Annotated in this window: 15 protein-coding genes; 8 read left to right on the top strand and 7 right to left on the bottom strand. The window is 68.6% G+C overall.

Annotated elements, in window-relative coordinates:
- Positions 1–7 precede the first annotated feature (7 nt).
- The 5 genes from ACGF3H_RS27600 to ACGF3H_RS27580 all read right to left on the bottom strand — a co-directional run bounded on the left by ACGF3H_RS27600 (position 8) and on the right by ACGF3H_RS27580 (position 5,154).
- A complete protein-coding gene (locus ACGF3H_RS27600; protein WP_362490964.1) occupies positions 8–412 on the bottom strand; it encodes a DUF742 domain-containing protein in 405 nt (134 codons plus the stop codon).
- Positions 409–924 (bottom strand): roadblock/LC7 domain-containing protein, encoded by a 516-nt coding sequence (locus ACGF3H_RS27595; RefSeq protein ID WP_061916021.1) that lies wholly within the window; start codon positions 922–924, stop codon positions 409–411. Before ACGF3H_RS27595 ends, ACGF3H_RS27600 begins: the two co-directional genes overlap by 4 nt.
- A 69-nt stretch (positions 925–993) precedes the next feature.
- Positions 994–2,508 (bottom strand): ATP-binding protein, encoded by a 1,515-nt coding sequence (locus tag ACGF3H_RS27590; protein ID WP_362490962.1) that lies wholly within the window; start codon positions 2,506–2,508, stop codon positions 994–996.
- Between the two features lie 26 nt (positions 2,509–2,534).
- Positions 2,535–4,430, bottom strand: a complete 1,896-nt coding sequence (locus tag ACGF3H_RS27585) for a glycoside hydrolase family 15 protein (RefSeq protein WP_393816541.1) — start codon at positions 4,428–4,430, stop codon at positions 2,535–2,537.
- A 232-nt stretch (positions 4,431–4,662) separates the two neighbouring features.
- Positions 4,663–5,154 carry a DUF6415 family natural product biosynthesis protein gene (locus ACGF3H_RS27580; protein ID WP_362490959.1) on the bottom strand — a complete coding sequence of 164 codons (492 nt, stop codon included), beginning with the start codon at positions 5,152–5,154 and terminating at the stop codon, positions 4,663–4,665.
- A 189-nt stretch (positions 5,155–5,343) separates the two neighbouring features.
- On the opposite strand from ACGF3H_RS27580, the gene ACGF3H_RS27575 reads away from it, so the two are divergent.
- Positions 5,344–6,732 (top strand): Tat pathway signal protein, encoded by a 1,389-nt coding sequence (locus ACGF3H_RS27575; RefSeq protein WP_362491348.1) that lies wholly within the window; start codon positions 5,344–5,346, stop codon positions 6,730–6,732.
- 72 nt (positions 6,733–6,804) lie between these two features.
- Positions 6,805–7,305, top strand: a complete 501-nt coding sequence (locus ACGF3H_RS27570; RefSeq protein ID WP_055493703.1) for an SAM-dependent methyltransferase — start codon at positions 6,805–6,807, stop codon at positions 7,303–7,305.
- 62 nt (positions 7,306–7,367) lie between these two features.
- Here the strand turns inward: ACGF3H_RS27570 and ACGF3H_RS27565 are convergent, their stop codons facing one another.
- Positions 7,368–7,877 carry an ATP-binding protein gene (locus tag ACGF3H_RS27565; RefSeq protein ID WP_362490956.1) on the bottom strand — a complete coding sequence of 170 codons (510 nt, stop codon included), beginning with the start codon at positions 7,875–7,877 and terminating at the stop codon, positions 7,368–7,370.
- Between the two features lie 131 nt (positions 7,878–8,008).
- On the opposite strand from ACGF3H_RS27565, the gene ACGF3H_RS27560 reads away from it, so the two are divergent.
- Positions 8,009–9,250: a helix-turn-helix transcriptional regulator gene (locus ACGF3H_RS27560; protein ID WP_362490952.1), complete on the top strand. Its 1,242-nt coding sequence runs from the start codon at positions 8,009–8,011 to the stop codon at positions 9,248–9,250.
- Positions 9,251–9,315: 65 nt separating this feature from the next.
- On the opposite strand, the gene cutA is transcribed toward ACGF3H_RS27560, so the two are convergent.
- Positions 9,316–9,642: a divalent-cation tolerance protein CutA gene (gene cutA / locus ACGF3H_RS27555; protein WP_362490949.1), complete on the bottom strand. Its 327-nt coding sequence runs from the start codon at positions 9,640–9,642 to the stop codon at positions 9,316–9,318.
- Between the two features lie 1,047 nt (positions 9,643–10,689).
- On the opposite strand from cutA, the gene ACGF3H_RS27550 reads away from it, so the two are divergent.
- The 5 genes from ACGF3H_RS27550 (at position 10,690) to ACGF3H_RS27530 (ending at position 15,887) form a co-directional block, all read left to right on the top strand.
- Positions 10,690–11,898, top strand: a complete 1,209-nt coding sequence (locus ACGF3H_RS27550) for a tyrosine-type recombinase/integrase (protein WP_362490946.1) — start codon at positions 10,690–10,692, stop codon at positions 11,896–11,898.
- A 491-nt stretch (positions 11,899–12,389) separates the two neighbouring features.
- A complete protein-coding gene (gene pcaC, locus ACGF3H_RS27545; RefSeq protein WP_362490943.1) occupies positions 12,390–13,856 on the top strand; it encodes a 4-carboxymuconolactone decarboxylase in 1,467 nt (488 codons plus the stop codon).
- A 50-nt stretch (positions 13,857–13,906) separates the two neighbouring features.
- A complete protein-coding gene (locus tag ACGF3H_RS27540) occupies positions 13,907–14,542 on the top strand; it encodes an MBL fold metallo-hydrolase (RefSeq protein WP_362490940.1) in 636 nt (211 codons plus the stop codon).
- 69 nt (positions 14,543–14,611) lie between these two features.
- Entirely contained in the window at positions 14,612–15,391 is a 780-nt protein-coding gene (locus ACGF3H_RS27535) for an exodeoxyribonuclease III (RefSeq protein WP_362490939.1), read from the top strand.
- A gap of 88 nt (positions 15,392–15,479) precedes the next feature.
- Positions 15,480–15,887: a DUF6278 family protein gene (locus ACGF3H_RS27530; RefSeq protein ID WP_362490937.1), complete on the top strand. Its 408-nt coding sequence runs from the start codon at positions 15,480–15,482 to the stop codon at positions 15,885–15,887.
- The last annotated feature ends 211 nt before the right edge of the window (positions 15,888–16,098 follow it).

The raw sequence follows: 16,098 nt of genomic DNA, 5'->3' as shown, positions 1-16,098 counted from the left end.
GGCCGGGTCACCCGGCCTGGGGGTAGGCGATGGCATCGGGCCACTTCCTCTTCAGGCCGGCAGACAGGGCCGCCAGCAGTTGTGCAGAGGGACGTGCATGCGCGTCGGACGCGACATAGGCGGTGACAGGGACGACCAGGGCGTCGGCGTCCAGGAGGTCGGAGATGAGGATCTTGACGGCGGTTACGGGACGGCCGAGTCGGCCCGCCAGCTCGGTCACCGAACGCCGGTGCTCCCGGCACAGGGCGAGGATCTCTGCGCATTCCTCGGCTTGGCCCGGGCCGGGCCGCCCGGGTCCGGCATCCAGCACCGTGTCCAGGCCGAGCAGATGCCGTGGCCGGGTGCGACCGCGCGTCAGGGTATAGGTCCGTACGAACGTCGAATCCTCGGCCGCGCTGCCGTGTGCGGTCACCGGACCTCATCACCCGTGCCGACGCGGACGGGGATCTGCATGTAGGGGGCGAACTTCTGCACCAGGCGACCCATCTCGAACCCGACGGTGCCGGCATCGGCGTCCATGGTCGCGATCACCGCGAGGACCGTGTCCACCACGCCCCGTTCGTTGCCGGGATGGCCCTCGAAGGCCGCGCTGCGACCGGAGCTCTGGACGAAGATCAGACAGTCGTCTCGCTCGATGACGACCTGCCTCGCCGGCCTCTTCTTGTGGGTGGGACCGGTGATGTTCGCCGCGAGTGAGGCCACTCCGCTGATGGCGGCCGACAGTTCGTCCGCCCAGTCCTTGTCGACGTCGCTGTCCAGCAGCCGTAGTCCGTCCCGCGAGAGCAGGACGGCGTGCGTGACGCCCGTCGTGTCGGAGGCGAACTGCCGCAGCAGCCACGCCATGTTGTCCCGCTGTCCGCTTGCCGTTGTCTCGGTTGCGGGTGCGTCGCCGGTCACGTTGTTCATCGCGGGGTGGGTGCTCACAGGGATCGCTCCAGAAGGGGGGAAAGGCCAGCGGATGTAACGGCCAGCGGGAACGTGGAGGGACGAGGTTCAGGGACTGGTGTGCTCTGTCGAAGCGGTGGGAGAACCGGCTTGCCCGCCGGCCTGGATGCCGGTGCGGAAGGCGGCAGCGAGCCCTGGCGTCGCCGCGATCACGGGGGCTTGCTCCCGCTCGTGTGGCGGATGGAAGGTGCCGGCCTGGCGTCTACGCGTGGGAAGGGCGGGCGCATCAGCAGAGTGACCTGCCCGTGCGGGTTCCGGAGCCCCTGCGGTACCGGGGTGTGGGACCTGCCCCGGCCTCGGAGTGGCTGGAGTCGCGGCAACCGGCTGCGGTTGCGGCGCCAAGGGGCGGGCGTCCTGGGGCAGCGCGCTCGCATCGTCGACGGAGGGAATCGCTACTAGGAGCCGTGCCGGGATGACCACCAGGGCGGTGGTGCCTCCCGTCACGTTCTCCTGCAGGAGAACGGACAGCCCGTGCGACTGGGCGATCTTCGCGGCGACCAGCAAGCCGAGCTGCCCCGCTCGCACCTGGCCGCTGACGTCGACCTCTTCGGGGGCCTGGAGCAGGTGGTTCATCTGCGCCCGCGTCTGCGGATGCATGGGGATAGCCCGGTCCTCGACCTCGACCGCCAACCCGTTCGCCACCCGCTGCGCACGCACCATCACCTTCGTAGCCGGATCGGAACACTCACAGGCGTTCTCGATCAGCTCAGCCAGCAGGTGCGTCAGGTCCGGACCCACATGGCCGGGAAGGCCCAGCTCCGCGCCCACGGACCCCGCCGCAACCGCCACCCGCGGATACTGCACGACCTCGGAGACGGCGCCGCGCAGCACGCTCTTGACGGGAACGGGCCGACGCACGCTGCGCAGAGACTGCCCGCCCAGCACCGCCGTGCTCTCGACCTGGCGACGCATCCGCGTCACGAGGTGATCGATCTCGAAGATCTTGGCGAGCAGCTCCGGGTCGTCGGTCAGCATCTCCAGCTGGCTCAGTGCCTCAAGCGCCTTGCCGACCAGCGCGTGCTCGCGCATGGCCAGGCGACGCAGCACTTCCAGGAGTACGACGGACTGGGACTCGTCGTGCACCCGTATCAGCGACGCGACGGCCCGCACTTGGAGAGCACTCAACGCCTTGTCAATCTCGGCGTCAGGGCTGGCAGGTGGCGCCTGCAGGTCCGGCAGCGGCGGGCGTCCCCCGCGGCACAGCTCGTCCGCCGACCACTGCACCGACTTCTCGATGGCCGCGGCTGCCCCTGCGATTGCTGCCAGTGCCGTTGCCCGGGCCTCCTCCGCCGCTGCCTGTATGGCTCCTGCGGCCGTTCGCGCTCCGCGAGCCGCCATCGTGGCGACGCCCGCGAGTCCGCAGATCAGGCCGGCCAGGAGCCAGCCGGGGCCCACCGCGGACACCGACCAGAGGGTGAAGGCGGCACCCAGCAGGGCGGCAAGGAGCACTAGGGGCAGTGCGACGGCGCGGTGGACACGGTGCAGGGTGAACGCGTTGATCGGAGGCCGCCGTCGGCGGTGGCCGGTGGCGGCCGGCCGTGCCGAAAAGGCGCTGTCAGGCATGGGAATCCTCGTCAGGGTGGGGGTGGCTAGGCGTGCTGCAGCGTCAGGTCTGCGCAGGTCTTGTGTGTGCTGCGTGCGGTCGAGCGGGGTGACGGAAACGCGACCGCGCCGCGGTGGGAGGACTGCGCCGCCAGGAGTTCAAGCAGCCGGGCGCTCTGGATCAGGCCCATGTGGCTGAATGCCTGCGGGAAGTTGCCGAGCTGGCGCTGCTGGACGGGGTCGTACTCCTCGGCCAGGAGGCCGAGGTCGTTGCGCAGTGCGAGGAGGCGTTCGAACAGGGCGTGGGCCTCGTCGAGGCGGCCGGTCAGGGCCAGGGCGTCTACGAGCCAGAAGGAGCAGAGGACGAATGTGCCCTCGTCTCCGCTCAGGCCGTCCACCCCGGTGTGGTCGCCGATGGTCGGGTAACGGCGCACATGCCCGTCAGACGTGGAGAGTTCACGGCGCACTGCGTCCACGGTGCCGATGACGCGCGGGTCGTTCGGCGGTAGGAAGCCAACGCGGGGGATCAGCAGCGTGGCGGCGTCGAGTTCCTTGGAACCGTAGGACTGGGTAAAGGTGTTGCGCACCGGATCGAAGCCCCTGGTGCAGACCTCGTGGTGGATGGTTGCCCGCAGCTCGGTCAGGCGGGCCAGGTCGATGTCGAGCGCGCCGGCTTCGGCCAGGCGGATGGTGCGGTCGATCGCCACCCAGGCCATCACCTTGGAGTGGACGAAGTGCTGGCGTGCCCCGCGGATCTCCCAGATCCCCTCGTCGGGCTCCCGCCAGCGCTGTGCCAGGTGCTCGACGAGCCGCTGGTGCAGGACCGCGGTGTCGGCACAGTGGGCCACACCGCTCTCGTGCGCGAGGTACAGGGTCTCGATCACCTCGCCGTATACGTCGAGCTGGAGCTGGTCCGCCGCCCCGTTCCCGACCCGCACCGGCGTCGAGCCCTCATACCCGGGCAGCCAGGGCAAGTCCCGTTCCCGAAGATCACGCTCTCCGGTGATCGCGTACATGATCTGCAGGTTCTCTGGGTCGCCGGCCACGGAACGCAGAAGCCAGCGCCGCCATGCCTGCGCCTCCTGCCGGTAGCCGGTCTCCAGTAACGCGGCCAGGGTCGTAGCGGCGTCGCGCAGCCAGGTGAAGCGGTAGTCCCAATTGCGTCGACCGCCGATCTCCTCGGGCAGCGAGGTGGTCGGCGCGGCGACGATCCCGCCGCTCGGGTGGTAGGTCAGTGCCTTCAGTGCGATCAAGGAACGGACCACGGCCTCACGGTAGGGGCCGTCGTAGGTGCACTGCTGCGTCCAGTCCTGCCAGAAGGCGAGCGTCTCGGTGAGCGCCGCGTGCGGGTCGGGGATCTCCGGAGCCGGTGCGTGGGACGGGCACCAGCTGAGCACGAACGCCACGCTCTGCCCGGCGCGGATGGCAAAGGCACTGACGACGACCCCGTCCTTCTCCGCCTGCGGGACGCAGGTGTCGAGCCACAGTGCGTCCGCGCCGGCCTCCGCGACCATGCGCCCATCGGCCTCGTGGATCCACGGGCTGACGCTGCCGTATCCCGGCCGCGGACGCATGGCCGAAACCATTGCCACCTCACCGGCCAGACCCTCGACGATCCGGATCACCTGCGGTGTCCCGTCGCGAGGCGGCATGAAGTCCAGGACGCGGACCGACCCGGCCGGTGTGCGCCAGATCGATTCGAGGACGAGCGTGTCACCGCGGTACCGGCGCTCGGTGACCGCTCCGGGCCCGGAGGGGCCAGGCGCGGCCGGGGCGATCTGCCAGGTGCCGTGCTTGTGCGTGCCGAGCAGGCCGGCGAAGACGGCCGACGAGTCGAACCGGGGCAGGCACAGCCAGTCGATCGAACCGTCGTCGCAGACGTGGGCACTGGTCTGCATGTCGCCGATCAGGCCGTACTGCTCGATGCGCGGGAGGCGTTTCATCGTGTGGGTCTCCGTAGTCCCCGTGGACCCGGGGGTGGCTTCGGGGCCGCCGGGGCGGCCGGGAAGTGTCGGTGAGAGAGGCACGGTGGTTACCGGTCCGGGGGAGGTCTGTTCTGCCCCGGCCGGGGATCCACGTCCCGTGGAGCAATGGGGCCGGTTACTCGCTCAGCACGAAGAGCCAGCCACGCCATGGGACCGAGAATCAGCGCGATCAGAACTGCCCCGGCGGCGGTCATGTCCGGGGCACCGACGCGGCCAGAACCACGCACGCGAGGGCGATAGCGAAGACCGCGCCGCGCAGCACGTTGATCGGCGGCTTCCCCCAGCGCCGTCTCTGGACCGACTTCGCAGGGGCCACGTCGTGGGCCTGCACGGCAGCGATAAGGTCTTGGGTCGCCTCGGCCAGCCTGACCAGATGAACCCTGCTGGGCATGTAGCCATCGGGGAGGCCGCCCGAACAGAGCTGCTGCGCACGGAGCAGGGCCGGCTCTTGCGAAGGCGTCAGAGCTCCGAGCTGGCTGACGTGTCCTCGCAGCCGCAGTGCGAGGTCTTCCACATCGGCGGCAGTATCGGGTAACGGCGAGTCCTCGCCCAGCACGAGCGCCACCGTTTCCGTCGCCGAGGCCGCCGGGTCACGTCGCAGGATGGGCTCACCAAGGGCGTGGCTTCTCCTTCCCTGATCACTGAGTTGGCACGCCCGGCGAAGGGCCAGCGAGGGACGCATGACGCAACTCCTAGGTGAATCAAGCCAACTTGAGCGAGGAACGCTGTGCACCGCAGGCAACTGACGTGCAAGGTGAGTGATCCTGCGGCTACGTTGAGCGAACCGCGAATCCCTGTCAGGGGGTATGCCTACGCGGCCCTCAAGGTCGTCAAAGGCGTCAAAGATCATTTCGGAACCGAGGGGCAGTACATGGCCCGTGAGAGAAACGTCGCCCTTGCCGCGCTCCTGCGCGAAGCGGGCTGGTCCCAGCCCCAAGCAGCCGCCGCGGTCGCTCGCGTTGCCGCGGAGAGCGGTGTACGCGAACTGGAGGCTATTTCCCGCTCCCACATCGCCATGTGGGTCCAGGGCACGAAGCCCAGTGGACGAGCGCCTCATATCCTGCGTGAGACGCTGTCCCGCAGGCTCGGCCGACGCCTCACCCTCGCTGACCTCGGACTGGAAGATGGGCCGACAGGATCCACTGACAGTAGTTCTGACTGGAGCGTCGACCCTCTGACCGTGCTGGCCGAGCTGGGAAGCGACGATCTGGACATGCACCGACGCAAGCTGTTGGCTACCACCGCGTACTCGGCCGCCGGCCTCGTCCTGCCTGCCGCTCCATGGTGGGCAGCCGCCCCGGCCGCGGCGGCCTCGCGCCCTGCAGTCTCCTCCCGGCTGGTGACTCAGGCTGACATCGACGATGTCCGCAAACTGACCACCTTCTACTCCGCGAGGGACCAGCAGCGCGGTGGAGCCTCGGGGCGCTCGGCCCTGGCCGGCCATCTTCGCGACGAAGCGGTGCCGCTCCTGGGCAGCAGGTTCCGAACGGAACAGCACCGCCGGGATACGTACTCGGCCGTGGCAGAGATGACCTACCTCGCAGGCTGGATGGCCTTCGACGCCTCCGAGCATCGGACCGCCCAGCGCTACCTCACCCTCGCCGCACGCATTGCGGCCGAAGCCGCAGACGGACCGCTGGGCGGCCACATCCTGCGTGCCCTCGCCCATCAAGCAGTCGACCTCGGGCACCCACGCAGAGCGCTCGACCTGGCCGATGCCTCCATGTCCCGCACCCACTACGGCCAGGCCAGCTCGCGGGAGCAGGCCCTGCTCGCGGTAGTCCATGCCCGCGCCCTGGCCGCCGGCGGCGACCGCCGCGGCACTCTCGCGGCCATCAGTCGCGCGGAGAGGGACCTCGCACGTGCCGATAACGAAGGTGCCCCCGACCGCGTCAGCTTCTTCCAGGAAGCCTCCCTCGCCCACGAGACTGCGTGTGCCTTGCGGGACCTGGGAAATCCTCTCGACGCGGAGTTGCATTTCCAGCGCAGCGTCGCCACCCGCCGGCGGCAGCAGTATGCCCGTACCCACAGTGTGACCCTCGGCTACCTCGGTGCTGTCCAGGTCCAGCAGGGACGCCTCGATGAGGCATGTGGTACCTGGGGACAAGCACTGGACGCCATGGCTGGCGTCCAGTCCGGCCGCGCCCGCGACGTCATCGTCCGCATGCAGAGCGACCTCTCGCCTGTGCGGCAACGTGGTGGCCGCCACGTCGCCGAACTGGACCGCCGGGCGCGGGAAATGCTGCGCGCCATAGGCTGACCACAGGGCACGTCCGCAGCTATTGACGGCAGCTGCTGAACACGCGACCCCGTTAGAGAGGAACGAGCGCCGATGGCAACGTACGAGGTCGAATCGATCGCAACGGTGGTCGGGGGCCACACCCGCGTTCAGGACGATTACCAGGGCGGAGTCGAGTCGGTCATCCGACTCAACGAGGCGTACCCCCTTGAGACGCTGCAGGGAATCGAAGAGTTTTCCCACCTGACGGTGACCTGGCTCTTCCACCTGGCGCGACCGGAAGACGTCCAGCTCCACGCACGCAGCCCCCGCGGGAATCCGGACTGGCCGTCGACCGGTACCTTCGTCCACCGCAACCATCGGCGTCCCAATCAACTGGCGATCAGCTACCCGCGGCTGCTCGAGGTCGAGGGACGGGACCTGTTGGTCACCGATCTCGATGCTGTAGACGGAACGCCCGTGATCGACTTGGCACCGTACTTCGAACAGATGGGGCCTCGTGGCCCGATCCGTCAGCCCGCCTGGCCCGGCGAGATGCTCGAACCGAATTACTGGGCGAAGGCAAGCGAACGGCCCTCGGAGCGCCCTGTGTGACAGAAGCGACTGAGCTGCCCGGCTTGCCATTTGCATCGTCGACAACCAACTGGAGGTCTGGCTCAAGCTGCAGCCCTCGCGTCTTGGAACTCACACCACGTCTCCTCGCCGCTGCTCTCCCATGCGTCTGAGATCGCATCGACCAGCCGGATCCCGCGCCCCGATTCACCGTCGGGTCCGGCTTCCTTGAGCACAGCGGGCGCCGGGTTGTCGTCGGTTACCGAGACACGCACCACGTCGACGCCCACCGTGATGCGGAGCACGACTTCGCCCTCACCGTGGACTACGGCGTTGGTGACCAGCTCCGAGACGGCCAGTACGACGAGCCCCGCCACCGGCTCCGAAACACGGCACCGCCGCAGGAACGCCCTGGCTATGCGCCGCATCTCCCCGACCTTCGCGAGGTCGGGGAGAAGGGCTGCCTGACAGGCATGGGATGCCGCCGGTACCTCTGCCCTCGCCCATGCGCCGGGCTCGTCTTCCTGAACCGCCCTGACGCATGACGCGCCTGCTGTAGCCGCACAGCTACGGATGCCCCCGCCGGGCGGGGCCGCCTCTTGGAGCCTGGTCATGTGGGCTATGGCACCGCGCGGCGACGCCGTCGACCAGGGGAATCCAGAGGGGGAAAAATATGTCAAGGGGGAAACTGCAGGGGGGAATTGAGGCCATGATTGGATTCCGCCCACCAACAGAGGTCACACTCATGCCAGACCCGTTCGCCGACCTGCTCCTCCGGCTTCGGCAGGAGGCGGGCCGGACTCAGGAGGAGCAGGCGGAGGCGATCAACGCTGTCTCCGGCCGGGACACCATGACCCGCCGAGAGATCAGCCGTTATGAGAACTTCGAGAACATTCCTACCAACCACACGATCGGCCACATCGCGGCGGCCTGCGGTGTCCCCTTCGAGGAACTACAGCGAGAGGCCAAGGCCGCCCGCGCTCGGAAGAGAAAGGGGCATGCCGATGCATGGGAGGAGCAAGACGCCGTGAAGCGTCGCACGCTCCTGGGTAGCGCCACCATCGGCGTGAGCGTGGCCGCCGAGCCCTGGGGGCGCCTCGCCTTCGCCCTCAGCAAGGGGGCCAAGATCGATTCGCCCGCTGCCGCCGCGCTCATCGACCGAGCCGCTGAACTGCACGTCCAGGAACTCAACCTCAGCGCGCGGCGGCTACAAAAAACGGTCGAGTCGCATCTTGACGCGATCACTGCGGCCCTGCCTCGTGCAGGCGATCACGAAGGCGCTCTCACCATCGCCGCCGGTGAAACCGCCGCTCTGGCCGGTTGGGTGGCCTGGGACCTGGGGGAGCACGACAAAGCCAACGCCTACTACAAAGTCACGTCGCAGTGCGCGGCGGCTGCCGGGCATCCTCCACTCCGAGCCCTGGCCCTGACCTACAGCAGCTACGGCGCTTTGACGCCAAAGGCGAAGATGGAGTTCCTCTCCCAAGCCGCCAACGACGTGCGCGGCCACGGTAACGCTACTGCTGCCGCCTGGGTTCTCGGTAGGCATGCGGAAGAAGCTGCGGCGGCCGGCGACGAGGTGGGGGCGCTCCGGGCGTTAGACCGAGCCTGCTTCGCTTACGATTTCGCGGACCACGCCAGCGAGCAGGCATGGGTCAGGTTCGTGACCCCATACCGCATGGACTCGTTGGCCCTGTCCGTGTACGGCCAGCTGAGGCGTCCCGAGCTCACGTCCACAGCTGATACCGCGGTCGACCGCCTCGGAGACGGACTACCGGACGGGGGCGTCGTGGTCCTCGGTGATCTCGCTTCGGCCCTACTGCGTGGGGGTGACGTCGACCAAGGCGTCTACGTGGCACGCCAGTTTGCTGCAGCGGTACAGGCCAAGCCCAACACCATGGGCAAGGAGCGGGCGGCGGCTATTGCAGCGTTGCTTCCTGACAGCGAACACGAACTTGCCGTTCATTTCCGGCGGTTCGCATCCTGATCCACCTCGGGTGGCACGCGGCACGCCCAGGGCGCCAACGCCGCCGACGCCCGGCCCGTGGCTCCTCAGTCCGATTCCGTCTCCTCGAAGACCCAGGACAGGTACGCCTCCGACCCGCCGGTTACGGGCAGAGTGATCCATTGGGGGATCTCGTACGAGTGCTTCTCGTGCACCCACGCTTCTAGCGCGGGTAGACGGTCCGTCGTAGTCATATACGAGATGCGCCACTCCCGCGCCGCCTCGACCTTCCCCTTCCACCAGTAGAAGGCGGTGATTGGCGCATCAATGTGAACTCCCGCTGCAAGCTTGCTCTCGACCGCACCTCGGGCCAGCATCGTCGCCTGCCCCTCGTCGTCGCTGGTCGTCTGCGCAATCACAATATCGTGGGCCATGCAACTACCTCTCCAGCTTGGGTACCGCGACCCTACCCAGCCGTCCAGGGCGCACCGAAAGCTGGTAGCCACCCCTCAAGGCGAGTGAGGCTCGACCACGTGCCTGTACCAGTCAGGTGCCGGTGGGCCATGCGGGGTGGCGCGTCGCTTCGGCACCGCGGTGGCAGGTTCTCATCAACGAGGTCGTGCGGCTGCATGAGGCAGGCGCCGGGGCTCGTGCGCTTCACAAGCCCACGACAGGAAGATTTGCTGGCTGTCGGCGGCCATTCGCTCACGGCAGACGAGAAATAGGACCACAGGACTGGATACCTCCGTCCGGACCATGTCAACGTACAACGTCCCGGAAAACACCAGGCCAGGATGTGCAGATGGTCCACTGCGGCTCGGGTTGCGAAATGCCTTGGAATCCTGCACCCGTTTAACTGCCTTGCTGGCAGGCTCCTACTTGGGGAGGTCCGCCTGTCTGACCCCGCTATTCGATCCGCTCGCTTCACTGCACCCGCTCTTTATACCCGCGGCGCGTCTGAACGCCTGGTACAGCCAGGCAGCCGGCGACTACGGGACCCTTTCCGCCGAGCTGTACGTCTGCCTTTGCGTGGCTGGCCTGTTCGGCGAGGACCTGTTGCAACCCGGCTATCGCAGCGTCAGTGCCGCCCTCGCATACCGTGCGGCACGTCTTGGCGCCGCAACACGGCAAGTGGCACTCGCCATCAGGACGAGCGACTCGCTGCCCGGAATCTCGACCGCCTCACCGATGACGGTCTGCTCGTGCTCGCCACGGACGGCGCGCACCTGGTTGCGCGTCGGCTGGCCCTGGCTGCGGCGAGCCTAAGCCGATGCTGCCTTCGTGATGCGGTGCGCAACATAGACGACGATCGCCGGTTAGCAAAACCGGCGATTGTGAGGTTCCTTGAGGACGTTCGCATGCGCGGCTGTGCTTGGCGGCGGAGCTGCAGCGAACTCAGCAGCCCGTGAAACGGAATGGCACTGGTCCGGTGCCAGCCAGATGATCCGGCGCCCTGCTCGTGCAGGTCCCCTTGAAGGAGAGTGAGTACCCCCCTGTCCGTTCCGATCAAGAAGCTTCCACCCAACTCCAGGGGACAGGTGCGCTACCGGTTCGTAGTCGACGTAGGCATCGACCCTGCCACCGGGAGGCGCAAACAGCTGACTCGTACGTTCGCCACTCTCAAGGAGGCGAAGGCTGAGTACGCGCGCATCACCAACCGCCGCGAGGAAGGGACGTTCGTACCGCCCAACCAGATAAATGTAAATGAGTGGCTTGATCAGTGGCTGGCCATGAAGGCAGAGGATCTGGAAGAGACCACTATTTACAACTATCGGGTTACCCTCGATCGAGTTCGGGGGAGGCTGGGGCGCATCCGGCTTCAAGAACTCACCGAGGAAGATGTAGAAAATTGGATGCACTGGGCGTTGAAGCATGGGCGGGTACGCGGTGACAAAGCAGGTACTCCGCTTGGAGTGACCAGCGTGGAGATGAGTCTCGCCCGATTGAAGGACGCCCTGAATCGAGCCGTTACGCGTCGGCTAGTAACCATGAATGTAGCCCAACATGTGACCATCCCACGTAGGGCACGTAAAGAAGAGCGAAAGAAGAAGCAGGAGGTGAAGCCGTGGAACGTGCAGGAGATTCAGACGTTCATTCACGGTGTCCGGACAGAACGGCTTTACGCTGCTCTCTTGCTGTCTCTCATGGGTCTACGTCCGGCTGAAGTCTGCGGACTCCGATGGGAAGACGTGGACTTGGAAGCCGCCACGATCACCATAGCCAACACGCGGACAATGATGGGGAATCGGTACGTTGTGGAGAAGGACACCAAGTCCCTGGCCGGGGAACGGGATCTTCCTTTGCCGGCACCGGTGCTGGCTGCCCTCAAGTCGTTCAGGGCTCTCCAAGCCAAGGAGAAGCTCGTCCTCGGTGAGGCTTACTTGGACTCCGGATACGTCGTGGTGCACGAGACCGGGGAAGCCTTCACGATCAAGCAGCTCCGCAGACGCGCTTACCGGCTCATGGAGATCCTTGAACTCCGCAGAGTGCGCCTCTACGACGCTCGCTCCTCCTGCCTCACATACCTCGCCAACAAAGGCGTGCCGGATCACATCCTTGCCCGGTGGGCCGGACACACGAACGTCAAGACCACCAAGAAGTGGTACGTGAAGCCGGACGTGGAGGACCTCCGCGGAGCCGCCACAACGTGGGACGGCCTGCACGGTGCTGCGACGGAGGGGCAAGCGTGACTCAGGCGGCCTGCCGATTGAGCGACCTGCCCAGCCGTATGGCAGTCAAATCGACTGGACCCGGAGGCCGCTGCTGGCTGTGGACCAGCGACGGCAAGGGGGGAGGGGCGGCCAGCCTACGGCCAACGTCTCCCCTCCTGCGAGGCAACGCAGAGCTTGCCCGCCGTGTGGCGTTCGGGCTGTTCGTCGGTGAATCCCGGAAGGTTTTCAGGTGCGTCATGCCGATCCTTGGGGACGGCACTACACGCTTTGCTGCAAACCAGACCGTCTGGAAGCCGTGCCGAGGGTGGGAAGCTGTGCGGCGCAGGGATTGGGAGGGTGCGCGAGCCGGGAGGACGTACTGTCCCCACGGTCAGGCGTGCACATCGAAGAACCCGTAGGTGGACCCATGAGGGTCTCGGCGGTGCCGGGCGTGCCGCGCCGCGAGGGTCACGAGCCGCCGGGTTCACCTGGCCGTGTGAGATTTCGTGAGACGTGAGAGGGTCTGGGGCGTGAGTGAGACACCCCCGAACATCCTGCAATACCGCTTTGACGGGCCAGAAGACGCTCCGGTCCTGATCTTGGGTCCCTCACTGGGTACCACATGGCACATGTGGGACCGGCAGGTGCCCGAGCTGGCTCAGCAGTGGCGGGTCTTCCGTTTCGACCTGCCCGGACACGGCGGCGCCCCGGCCCACGCGGCGGGCTCCGTCGCCGACCTCGCCGCCCGCCTGCTGGCCACGCTCGACGGACTCGGCGTGCAGCGCTTCGGCTACGCGGGCTGCGCGCTCGGCGGCGCCGTCGGCATCGAGCTGGCCCTGCGCCACCCCGAGCGACTGGCCTCGCTCGCGCTGATCGCCGCCTCGCCGCGCTTCGGCACGGCGGACGAGTTCCGGCAGCGCGGGGTGATCGTCCGGACGAACGGGCTGGACCCCATCGCCCGCAGCGCGCCCGAGAGATGGTTCACCGGCGGGTTCGCCGCGGCGCAGCCCGCGATCACCGAGTGGGCGGTGCAGATGGTGCGGACCACCGACCCCGGCTGCTACATCTCCGCCTGCGAGGCGCTCGCCGCGTTCGACGTGCGCGGCGAACTCGGCCACGTCGGCGTGCCGACCCTGGTGCTCGTCGGCTCCGACGACCAGGTCACCGGCCCGGCGGAGGCCCGGACCCTCGTCGCCGGCATCCCCGACGCCCGCCTCGCCGTCGTACCCGGTGCCTCCCACCTGGTGCCGGTCGAGCAGCCCGCGGCCGTCACCGACCTGCTGGTACGCCACTTCAACACCGCGTGGCAGATTGCCCACGACGCCTCCACGGGCCAGATCCCGGTCCCGCCCGCCGTCCACGCCGCTCCCGCCGGCTCCATGGCTCCCGTCCAGCCGGCGCTGGCCGCCGCGCCGGTGCCGGCACCGGTCGCTCCCGTGCCGCCGCAGGCCGTCCCGGTGCCTCCGCAGGCCGTCCCCGTGCCTCCGCAGACAGGCCCCGTACCGCCGCAGGCCGCACCCGTGTCGCCGCAGGCCGCGCCCGCGCCGCCGAGGGTCGTGCCCGTCGCCGAGATCGCCCCGGCCGTCGTACCGCCGCAGGAGCTCGCGCAGGGGCGGCCCGACCCGTACGACGCGGGGCTGAAGGTCCGCCGCGAGGTGCTCGGTGACGCACACGTCGACCGGCAACTGGCGCAGGCGGACGCGTTCTCCGGGGACTTCCAGGAGTTCCTCACCCGCTACGCCTGGGGCGAGGTCTGGGACCGCCCCGGGCTGGACCGCCGCACCCGCAGCTGCGTGACCCTCACCGCCCTGGTCGCGGGCGGCCACCTGGACGAGTTCGCCTTCCACGTCCGGGCCGCCCTGCGCAACGGCCTCACCCCGGACGAGATCAAGGAAGTGCTGCTCCAGGCCGCCGTCTACTGCGGGGTACCGGCCGCCAACAGCGCCTTCCGGGTGGCGCAGCGGGTCGTCCGGGAGGAGACCACGCCGCCCGAGTGAGCGCGCGGGGCCGTTCGCGCGGGCGTGAGGTCCGGCGGCAGGATGGGGCCATGAGGTTCACCAAGAAGTCGCACTCCTGCGTCCGCCTCGAGAAGGACGGGCGGACGCTCGTCCTCGACCCCGGCGGATTCAGCGAGGAGGACGCCGCCCTCGGCGCGGACGCCGTCCTCGTGACCCACGAGCACCCCGACCACTTCGACGAGCGGCGGCTGCGCGCCGCGATGGAGCACAACCCGGCCGCCGGGATCTGGACGCTGAAGTCCGTCGCGGAGAAGATCTCGGCGGCGTTCCCGGGCCGCGTGCACACCGTCGGCCACGGCGACACCTTCACCGCCGCCGGCTTCGACGTGCAGGTCCACGGCGAACTGCACGCGGTGATCCACCCGGACATCCCGCGCGTCACCAACATCGGGTTCCTCGTCGACGGCGGCACGGTCTTCCACCCCGGCGACGCCCTCACCGTCCCCGACCACCCGGTCGAGACGCTGATGCTGCCCGTCATGGCCCCCTGGAACAAGATCTCCGAGGTCATCGACTACCTCCGCGAGGTGAAGCCGCGGCGCGCCTACGACATCCACGACGCCCTCCTCACCGACCTCGCCCGTCCCATCTACGACCGCCAGATCGGGCAGCTGGGCGGCAGCGAGCACCTGCGGCTGGCCCCGGGGGAGTCCGTCCGGGTGTGAACGCCCGGGCGTTGCCGGCCCGTACCGGGCGGAGCAGGGTTGTCAGCACCGCCCGGTAGGTTGGAGGACATGCGCATCGCCACCTGGAACGTGAACTCGATCACCGCCCGACTGCCGAGGCTGCTCGCCTGGCTGGAGAGCAGCGGCACCGACGTGCTGTGCCTCCAGGAGGCCAAGGTCGCCGAGGAGCAGTTCCCGTTCGACGAGCTGCGCGAGCAGGGCTACGAGGCCGCCGTGCACGCCACCGGCCGGTGGAACGGCGTGGCGGTGCTCTCCCGCGTCGGCCTGGCGGACGTCGTCAAGGGCCTGCCCGGCGACCCGGGCTACGAGGGCGTGCAGGAGCCCCGCGCCGTCTCCGCGACCTGCGGCCCGGTCCGCGTCTGGTCGGTGTACGTGCCGAACGGCCGCGAGGTCGAGCACGCCCACTACGCCTACAAGCTCCAGTGGTTCCAGGCGTTGCGCGCGGCCGTCGAGGGCGACGCGGCCGGCGGCCGGCCCTTCGCCGTGATGGGCGACTACAACGTGGCACCGACCGACGACGACGTCTACGACCGCGCCGCCTTCGAGGGCGCCACCCACGTCACCCCCGCGGAGCGCGCCGCCCTCGCCTCCCTGCAGCAGGCCGGGCTGAACGACGTGGTGCCCCGCCCGCTGAAGTACGACCACCCCTTCACCTACTGGGACTACCGCCAGCTCTGCTTCCCCAAGAACCGCGGCATGCGCATCGACCTGGTCTACGGCAACGAGCCGTTCGCCAAGGCCGTCACCGACGCCTACGTCGACCGCGAGGAGCGCAAGGGCAAGGGCGCCTCGGACCACGCGCCGGTCGTCGTCGACCTGGACGTGTAGGCGTCGTCCGCACTCCCGTACACCCGGGCGGTGCCCCGCCTCGCGTGCCCTGTGGTGCGCACGACGGTACGAATGTCAGTCTGGGAGTATGAACATCCCCTTCCTGGGCAGACGGCGCGAGCCCGACCGGGTCCACGACCCGGAAGGCATCGCCGAGCTGCTCGCCGACTGTGATCTGCTCCGCTCGCAGGCGTCGCAGGAGGGGATCGGACTCGACGACTCCGAGGCCTCGTTGGCGCAGCTCGACCAGATGCTGCCGCGCTGGCGCGCCGACGAGGAGATCATGCTCTGGCTCGGCAACGACGCGGGCCTGTACCTGGGGACCGTGATCGTGCGCACGGTGCCCGGTGCCGCCTGGTTCCTTCGGGCCGACGGCCGGCCGGTCGTCCGGCTCGGCTCGGGACGCGAGTTCGACGTGGTGGCGTCCGGCTGTGCCTGGGCGGCGGACGGCGTCCCCGAACTGTCGCAGCTGTACGCCGAGGTCTCGGAACCCTGACCCGGGCGACCGGGGCCGGCGTCAGGCCCGGCCCCGAGGCCGCGGCGGCTCACCGGAAAGATCACAGCATGCGCATCCGTGTTCGGGGTATACGCCCTCTCGTCGGCCGGCAAGGGACAATGACGGGGCCGACGGAGAGGGAGGGCACATCATGGTGACGACGACCGCACCGACCGCCGAGCGCACGGTCACGGGCATGCCGGAGATCGCG

Origin of the sequence: Streptomyces sp. NPDC048185 (assembly GCF_043202495.1) — a bacterium.
Lineage (GTDB): Bacteria > Actinomycetota > Actinomycetes > Streptomycetales > Streptomycetaceae > Streptomyces.
This window is presented reverse-complemented; position numbering and strand designations above follow the sequence as displayed.